The organism is Geminicoccus flavidas, from assembly GCF_009806515.1.
Classification (GTDB): domain Bacteria; phylum Pseudomonadota; class Alphaproteobacteria; order Geminicoccales; family Geminicoccaceae; genus Geminicoccus; species Geminicoccus flavidus.
Map to the genome: position 1 here is coordinate 1 of NZ_WUJP01000281.1, position 6,814 is coordinate 6,814.

The 6,814-nt window shown below is 65.7% G+C and carries 7 protein-coding genes; all 7 read left to right on the forward strand.

Translation table 11 applies throughout. The features are described 5' to 3' along the window. Window positions 1-52 precede the first annotated feature (52 nt). Window positions 53-1,075, forward strand: a complete 1,023-nt coding sequence (locus EQG76_RS07790) for a carbohydrate ABC transporter permease (RefSeq protein ID WP_159712139.1) — start codon at window positions 53-55, stop codon at window positions 1,073-1,075. Window positions 1,076-1,078: 3 nt separating this feature from the next. After that, on the forward strand, window positions 1,079-1,957 hold the full coding sequence (locus EQG76_RS07795; RefSeq protein WP_159712141.1) for a carbohydrate ABC transporter permease: 879 nt from the start codon (window positions 1,079-1,081) through the stop codon (window positions 1,955-1,957). 70 nt (window positions 1,958-2,027) lie between these two features. Then, window positions 2,028-3,119, forward strand: coding sequence for an ABC transporter ATP-binding protein (locus tag EQG76_RS07800; RefSeq protein WP_159712143.1), 1,092 nt, complete (start codon window positions 2,028-2,030; stop codon window positions 3,117-3,119). A gap of 132 nt (window positions 3,120-3,251) precedes the next feature. After that, window positions 3,252-4,217 (forward strand): thiamine pyrophosphate-dependent dehydrogenase E1 component subunit alpha, encoded by a 966-nt coding sequence (locus EQG76_RS07805; protein WP_159712161.1) that lies wholly within the window; start codon window positions 3,252-3,254, stop codon window positions 4,215-4,217. 24 nt (window positions 4,218-4,241) lie between these two features. Further along, window positions 4,242-5,255, forward strand: coding sequence for an alpha-ketoacid dehydrogenase subunit beta (locus tag EQG76_RS07810; RefSeq protein WP_159712163.1), 1,014 nt, complete (start codon window positions 4,242-4,244; stop codon window positions 5,253-5,255). Further along, window positions 5,255-6,379, forward strand: coding sequence for an acetoin dehydrogenase dihydrolipoyllysine-residue acetyltransferase subunit (locus tag EQG76_RS07815; protein WP_159712165.1), 1,125 nt, complete (start codon window positions 5,255-5,257; stop codon window positions 6,377-6,379). Before EQG76_RS07810 ends, EQG76_RS07815 begins: the two co-directional genes overlap by 1 nt. 137 nt (window positions 6,380-6,516) lie before the next feature. Then, window positions 6,517-6,814 (forward strand): metallophosphoesterase family protein (locus EQG76_RS07820; protein ID WP_159712167.1); only part of this gene is annotated, 298 nt, incomplete at its 3' end.

Consider the following 6,814-nt stretch of genomic DNA (forward strand, 5'->3'; position numbering starts at 1 on the left):
ACGTTGGCGTCCGCCGGCCGATCATGGCCGGCGGATCGTTCTTGGAGCAGGCATGGCCACCCAAGTTCTTCCCGGCGGTGCGCTGCGTGGCGATGCCCCAGGCGGCATCAACCCGGTCGGCATCATGCCCGGGTTCGTCACCCGCGACGGGGTGACCGTACTGGAAGCGGAGCCGCTAGCGCGCAATCCCGAGCCGTCGCGGCGCTACTATTTCTACATGATGGCCCCGGCGATCATCACGCTGGCCGCAATCTCGCTCTATCCGTTCTTTTGGCTGATCTGGATGAGTCTCCATGACGTGGACATCATGGCGGGCGACAAATGGGTCGGCCTGCGCAACTTCGAGCGGCTGTTCACCCGCGACGCCAAGTTCTCGAACGGCTGGCTGCTGCTGATCCAGTACAGCGCCCTGTGCCTGTTCTTCGAGGTGCTGCTGGGCGTCTTGATCGCCGTCCTGCTCAACCGGTCGCGCTGGGAGAAGGTCCTGGTGACCGTGTTCCTGATGCCGATGATGATGGCGCCGGCGATCGCGGGCCTGGTCTGGTACTATCTCTATAACGGCACGTTCGGCTGGTATCACTGGTTCATGCAGAGCGTGGGCCTGCTCGGCGAAACCTCGATCCTGGGCTCGCCCAGCACCGCGATGATCGGCCTGGTCCTGGTCGACATCTGGCAGTGGACGCCCTTGATTGTCCTGATCACGCTGGCGGGCCTCAAGCGCGTGCCGCGCGACCAGCTCGAAGCCAACATGGTCGACGGGGCAGGGGAGATCCGCAACTTCTTCCAGGTCGTCCTGCCGAACCTCTACCCGTTCCTCCTGATCGGCATCCTGTTGCGCTTCATGGACAATTTCCGGTTCATCGATTCGGTGCTGATCCTGACCGGCGGCGGGCCGGCGGACGCCACCAACATCCTGCCGGTCTATCTGTTCGACGTGTCCTTCCAGTACTTCAAGCTCGGCCGCGGTGCCGCGATCGCGCTCACGTTGCTGGTGGTGACGATCATCCTGGGCATGTTCCTGGTGAAGATCTTCGACAGTCCCGCTGCGCGTAATGTCGGCCGGACGGAGGGCTGAGCCATGGCTTCCAAGGATGTGGTCGAATACGCGTCGCCAGCACGGCGGATCGCCAACGTGGCGGTGGTGGTCTTCCTGGCCATCTACCTGCTCTGGACGATCCTGCCGATCTTCGTGATGTTCGTTTCCTCCCTGAAGGACCTGCTGGAGGCCTTCAGGATTCCGGCAGTGGGCGACTGGAGCGGCATCGCGCTGTTCTTCGACTTCCAGCCGACGTTCAAGCACTACACCAACCTGTTCGTGAACCTGAACTTCGGCGTCTATTTCTTCAACAGCGTCGCGGCGGCGCTGGGCTCGGCCGTGGTCTCGGTCACGTTGGGTGCGACCTGCGCCTATGCGCTCTCGCGCACCGAGTTCCGCGGCAAGAAGGACCTGTTCTTCTGGATCATCAGCACGCGCATGGCGCCGGTAGTGGCGGTGATGGTGCCGCTCTACGCGATCTTCCGCTCCCTGGAGCTGGTGGGCTCGCTGTGGGGCCTGATCCTGGCCTATACCACCTTCAACCTGCCGTTCGCGATCTGGATCCTCAAAGGCTTCTTCGACAACGTGCCCTACGCGATCGAGGAGGCGCAGATGGTGGACGGTGCCACCAGGCTGCAGGCGTTCCGCTCGATCCTGCCGCTGGTGGCACCAGGGATCGGCGCGTTCCTGGTCTTGTGCGTGCTGTTCGCCTGGAACGACTTCCTGTTCGCCTCGATCATCGGCTCCGGCGGTGCGAAGACCCTGCCGGTGGCCACCAAGGAGCTGGTCCAGCCGCAGAACATCCAGTGGGGCAGCATCATGGCGGCCGGCGTGGTGACCACCCTGCCGATGATGTTCCTGGGCCTGCTGATCCGGCGCTACCTGGTGACCGGGCTGACCATGGGGGCGGTGCGCGAATGACCGGCCCCGGCAGCAAGAGCGCCCGCAACAAGAATGATCGCCCCGGCAGGGCAGGGTTGAGGATTTTCCAATGGCTTCGGTGAGCATCGACAAGGTCTGGAAGTATTACGGCCAGACGGCCGCGGTGAAGGAGCTGCACCTGGAGGTGGCGGACGGCGAGTTCGTGGCGGTGCTGGGGCCCTCAGGCTGCGGCAAGTCCTCGACGCTGCGGATGCTGGCGGGGCTGGAGCATATCAGCGCCGGCGAGATCCGCTTCGGCAGCAAGCGGATCAACGACCTGCCGCCGCGTGACCGCGACATCGCCATGGTGTTCGAGAACTACGCGCTCTACCCGCACAAGACCGTGTTCGACAACATGGCGAACCCGTTGAAGCTGCGCGGCGTCGAGCGCAGCGTGATCGAGGATCGCGTTCGCAAGGCGGCCGCGATCCTGGAGATCGGGCACCTGCTGGACCGTCGTCCGGGCGAACTGTCCGGCGGGCAGAAGCAGCGCACCGCGATCGGCCGGGCTATCGTGCGCGAGCCGGCCCTGTTCCTGTTCGACGAGCCGATCGCGCATCTGGACGCCAAGTTGCGTGCCCATATGCGCGGCGAATTGAAGCTCATGCAGCGCCGGCTCGGCACCACCATGATCTACGTCACCCACGACCAGCTCGAAGCCTTGTCGATGGCCGACCGGATCGCGGTGATGAACGACGGCGTGCTCCAGCAGCTCGGTACGCCCCGGCAGATCTACGACCACCCGGTCAATGCCTGGGTCGCGGGCTTCGTCGGCGAGCCGCCGATCAACTTCCTGGACTGCCGGATCGTCGAGGAGAACGGCGAGCTCCGCCTGGTCCATCCGAGCTTCAACCTGGCGCTCCGGCCCGAGCAGGCGGCGATCGTGCGCGAGCGCTATACGCAGGACGAGGTCCGCATGGGTATCAGGCCGGACCAGGTCGCGATCAGCACGGTGCAGAGCCCGGATTCGTTCGGCGGGCAGATCCTGGTGACCGAGCCGATCGGCGGCGACATGCTGGTCGACGTCTCGCTCGGCGGCGACAAGGTGCTGGTCAAGACTCGGCCGGACTTCGAGGGCCGGATGGACAGCCCATGCTACTTGACCCTGGACCGGGGGCGGTGGCACCTGTTCGGTAAAGACGACGGCGTGGCCCTGTTCTGAACGCCGCGAAGCGTTGCGGGGGAATGGCAACAGCCGCAGTCTGGGGATGGCTTGACGCAACGGCCGGAAAGTGCCGGCGTTGGTCGGTGAAACGGTTCGCCTGGACGAATCGGCGAACCTGGGAGGCAAGAAGTGCAGCTAAGTCGTGAGGATCTGCTCAAGGCGTATCGCCGGATGGTGATGATCCGTGAGTTCGAGGAGGCCGTGCACGAGGAGTTCTCGGCCGGCAGCATCCCGGGCTTCGTCCACCTCTATGCGGGTGAGGAAGCGTCCGGCGTCGGCGTGTGCATGCACCTGAACGACAACGACTACATCGCGTCCACCCATCGCGGCCACGGCCACTGCCTGGCTAAGGACTGCGATGAGCATGCCATGATGCTCGAGATCTTCGGCAAGAAGGACGGGCTGTGCGGCGGCAAGGGCGGGTCGATGCACATCGCCGACCTGTCCAAGGGCATGATGGGTGCCAACGGCATCGTCGGCGGTGGCCCGCCTTTGATCTGCGGTGCCGCGCTCACCGCCAAGACGCTCAAGAATGGCGGCGTGGCCGTGGCCTTCGTCGGTGACGGTGCGTCCAACCAGGGCACGGTGTTCGAGAGCTACAACCTGGCCAAGGTCTGGAACCTGCCCGCGATCTTCGTGGTCGAGGACAACGGCTACGCCGAGGCGACCTCGTCCAGGTACTCGGTGGCCGGCAGCCAGGTGGCCCGTGGCAAGGCGTTCGACATTCCGGCGATCGAGGTCGACGGCAGCGACTTCTTCGCGGTCTGGGAAGCAGCCCGCGAGGCGGTCGAGCGTGCCCGCAACGGCGGCGGCCCGTCGCTCATCCACAGCCGGGTGCTGCGCTACTACGGCCATTTCGAAGGCGATGCGATGACCTATCGCCCGGCCGACGAGGTGGCGAATTACCGGGCCAACAAGGACCCGCTCATGCTGTTCCGCCGCCGGGTGACCGAGGCCGGGCTGCTCGAGGGTTCCGCGCTCGACGAGATCGACCGGAGCGTGAAGGACCGGATCGCGCAGTGCGTGGTCCAGGCCAAGGCGGCGCCCGAGCCGACCGAGGCTGACCTGCTCACCGACGTCTACATCTCCTACTGATCCTACTGAGCGGCAGCGAATAACATGGCCAAGAAGAGCTATCGGCAGGCGATCAGCGAGGCGCTGAGCCAGGAGATGGAGCGCGACCCGACCATCGTCATCATGGGCGAGGACATCGCCGGCGGTGCCGGCGCCGAGGGCGAGCAGGATGCCTGGGGCGGCCCACTGGGCGTCACCAAGGGTCTCTACACCAAGTTCGGCCCGGATCGCGTGCTCGACACGCCGATCACCGAGAGCGGGTTCATCGGTGCCGCGGTCGGTGCCGCCGCGTCCGGCCTGCGCCCGGTCGCCGAACTGATGTTCGTCGACTTCATGGGGGTCTGCTTCGACCAGATCTTCAACCAGGCGGCGAAGTTCAAGTACATGTTCGGCGGCAAGGCCAAGACGCCGGTGGTGATTCGCACCATGTATGGCGCCGGCTTCCGCGCGGCCTCGCAGCACAGCCAGTGCCTCTACAACGTCTTCACCCACATCCCTGGGCTGAAGGTGGCGCTGCCTTCCAACCCGTACGAGGCCAAGGGCCTGCTGATCCAGGCGATCCGCGACGACGATCCGGTGATCTTCTTCGAGCACAAGGCCATGTACGACATGGAGGGCGAGGTCCCCGACGAGACCTATGCCATCCCGTTCGGCCAGGCCAACGTGACCCGTGAGGGTGACGATGCGACGATCATCGCGTTCGGCCGGATGGTGAACTTCGCCAACACTGTGGCGGACAAGCTCAGCAAGGACGGGATCACCTGCACGGTGGTCGACCCGCGCACCACCTCGCCGCTCGACACCGAGACGATTCTGGAGACCGCCGCCGAGACCGGCCGCGTGGTCGTGGTCGACGAGGCCCATCCGCGCTGCAACATGGCGACCGACGTCTCCGCGCTGATCTGCCAGGAAGCCTTCGACAAGCTGAAGGCGCCGATCAAGATGGTCACGGCCCCGCACGCGCCGGTGCCGTTCTCGGCGGCGCTGGAAGACCTCTACATTCCGAGCATGGACAAGATCGAGGCGGCCGTGCGCTCGGTCACGGGGAAGTCGCACTGATGTCAGAGATCCAGACCATCGTGATGCCCAAGTGGGGCCTCGCGATGCAGGAAGGAATGCTCGCGGCCTGGCATGTGGAGGAGGGTGCTACCGTCTCCAAGGGCCAGGAGATCGCCGACATCGAGACCTCGAAGATCGCCAACGCCTTCGAGAGCCCGGTGTCTGGCAAGCTGCGCAGGATCCTCGTCACCGGCGGGGAGACCGTCCCCGTCGGCGCCCTGCTCGGGGTGGTTGCGGACGACTCGGTGAGCGACGCCGAGATCAGCAGCTTCGTCGATGACTTCCAGGCGAAGTTCGCCGAGCAGCTCGCTGCCTCGGCATCGGAGAAGGGGCCGGAGCCCGAGACGGTCGAGGTCGCGGGCCAGCGCATCCGCTACCTGCAGATCGGCGACGGCGCCGGTACCCCGATCGTGCTGATCCATGGCTATGGCGGCGACCTGAACAACTTCCTGTTCAACCAGCCGGCCCTGGCGGAGAAGCACACGACCTACGCCATCGACCTGCCGGGTCATGGCGGCTCGACCAAGGACGTGGGCGAGGCCGACATCGCCGGCCAGGCCAAGACCGTGCTGGGCTTCCTGGACGCCAAGGGCATTCAGAAGGCGCATCTGGTCGGCCATTCCATGGGCGGCGGCGTGTCGCTCTACCTGGCGACGCACCATCCGGACCGGGTCGCCTCGGCGACCCTCCTGGCCCCGGCCGGGCTCGGCCCCGACATCTCGATGGAGTACATCAACGGCTTCATCGAGGCGTCGCGGCGCAAGAAGCTGGAGCCGATCCTGCAGATGCTGGTCGCCAAGCCCGAGATGGTGACCGGCGACATGGTCGAGGACGTCCTGAAGTTCAAGCGCCTGGACGGGGTGGACGCCGCGCTCAAGAAGGTGCGCGATGCGGTGTTCGCCGGCGGCAAGCAGGCGCTCTCGCTGCGTGACCAGCTGGGTTCGGTGAAGGTGCCGGTCCAGGTGATCTGGGGCACCCAGGACAAGATCGTGCCGGCCAAGCACAGCGAGGGCCTGCCGGGCTCGGTCAAGGTCACGACCTTCGATGATGCCGGCCACCTGATCCACATGGAGAAGGCGGCCGAGGTCAACCAGGCCATCCTGGCGTTCGCCGCAGCGGACTGAGCGGCCGGTCCAAGGCAAGCCATGAGGGGAGGCACCTGCGCTGAGCGGGTGCCTCCCTTGCCGCTTCCGGAGGGCCCTGGTCATGTCCGCGGCAATCCCGCTAGGACAGCGTCGACCCCCTCAGCCACCGGCAGCGCATGCGTCTGATTCACACGTCCGATTGGCATCTCGGCCATGAGATCCTGGGCTTCGACCGCGGTCCCGAGCACGACCATTTCCTCGACTGGCTGAAGCAGCAGGTCACGGCACTGGCGGCCGACGTGCTGCTGGTGACGGGCGACCTCTACGATACGGTCAATCCGTCCACCGCCGCGCAGAGCCGGCTCTACGAGTTCCTGGCGTCGCTGCTCCGCGACGTGCCCGGTCTGCAGATCGTGCTGACCGGCGGCAACCACGATTCCGCGGCACGCCTGGAACTGCCATGCCCGCTCCTGG

Excerpts from the sequence above, each read along its gene's own strand:
- EQG76_RS07815 (WP_159712165.1), top strand. The coding sequence starts at position 5,255 with ATGTCAGAGATCCAGACCATCGTGATGCCCAAGTGGGGCCTCGCGATG.
- EQG76_RS07810 (WP_159712163.1), top strand. The coding sequence starts at position 4,242 with ATGGCCAAGAAGAGCTATCGGCAGGCGATCAGCGAGGCGCTGAGCCAG.
- EQG76_RS07795 (WP_159712141.1), top strand. The coding sequence starts at position 1,079 with ATGGCTTCCAAGGATGTGGTCGAATACGCGTCGCCAGCACGGCGGATC.
- EQG76_RS07800 (WP_159712143.1), top strand. The coding sequence starts at position 2,028 with ATGGCTTCGGTGAGCATCGACAAGGTCTGGAAGTATTACGGCCAGACG.
- EQG76_RS07790 (WP_159712139.1), top strand. The coding sequence starts at position 53 with ATGGCCACCCAAGTTCTTCCCGGCGGTGCGCTGCGTGGCGATGCCCCA.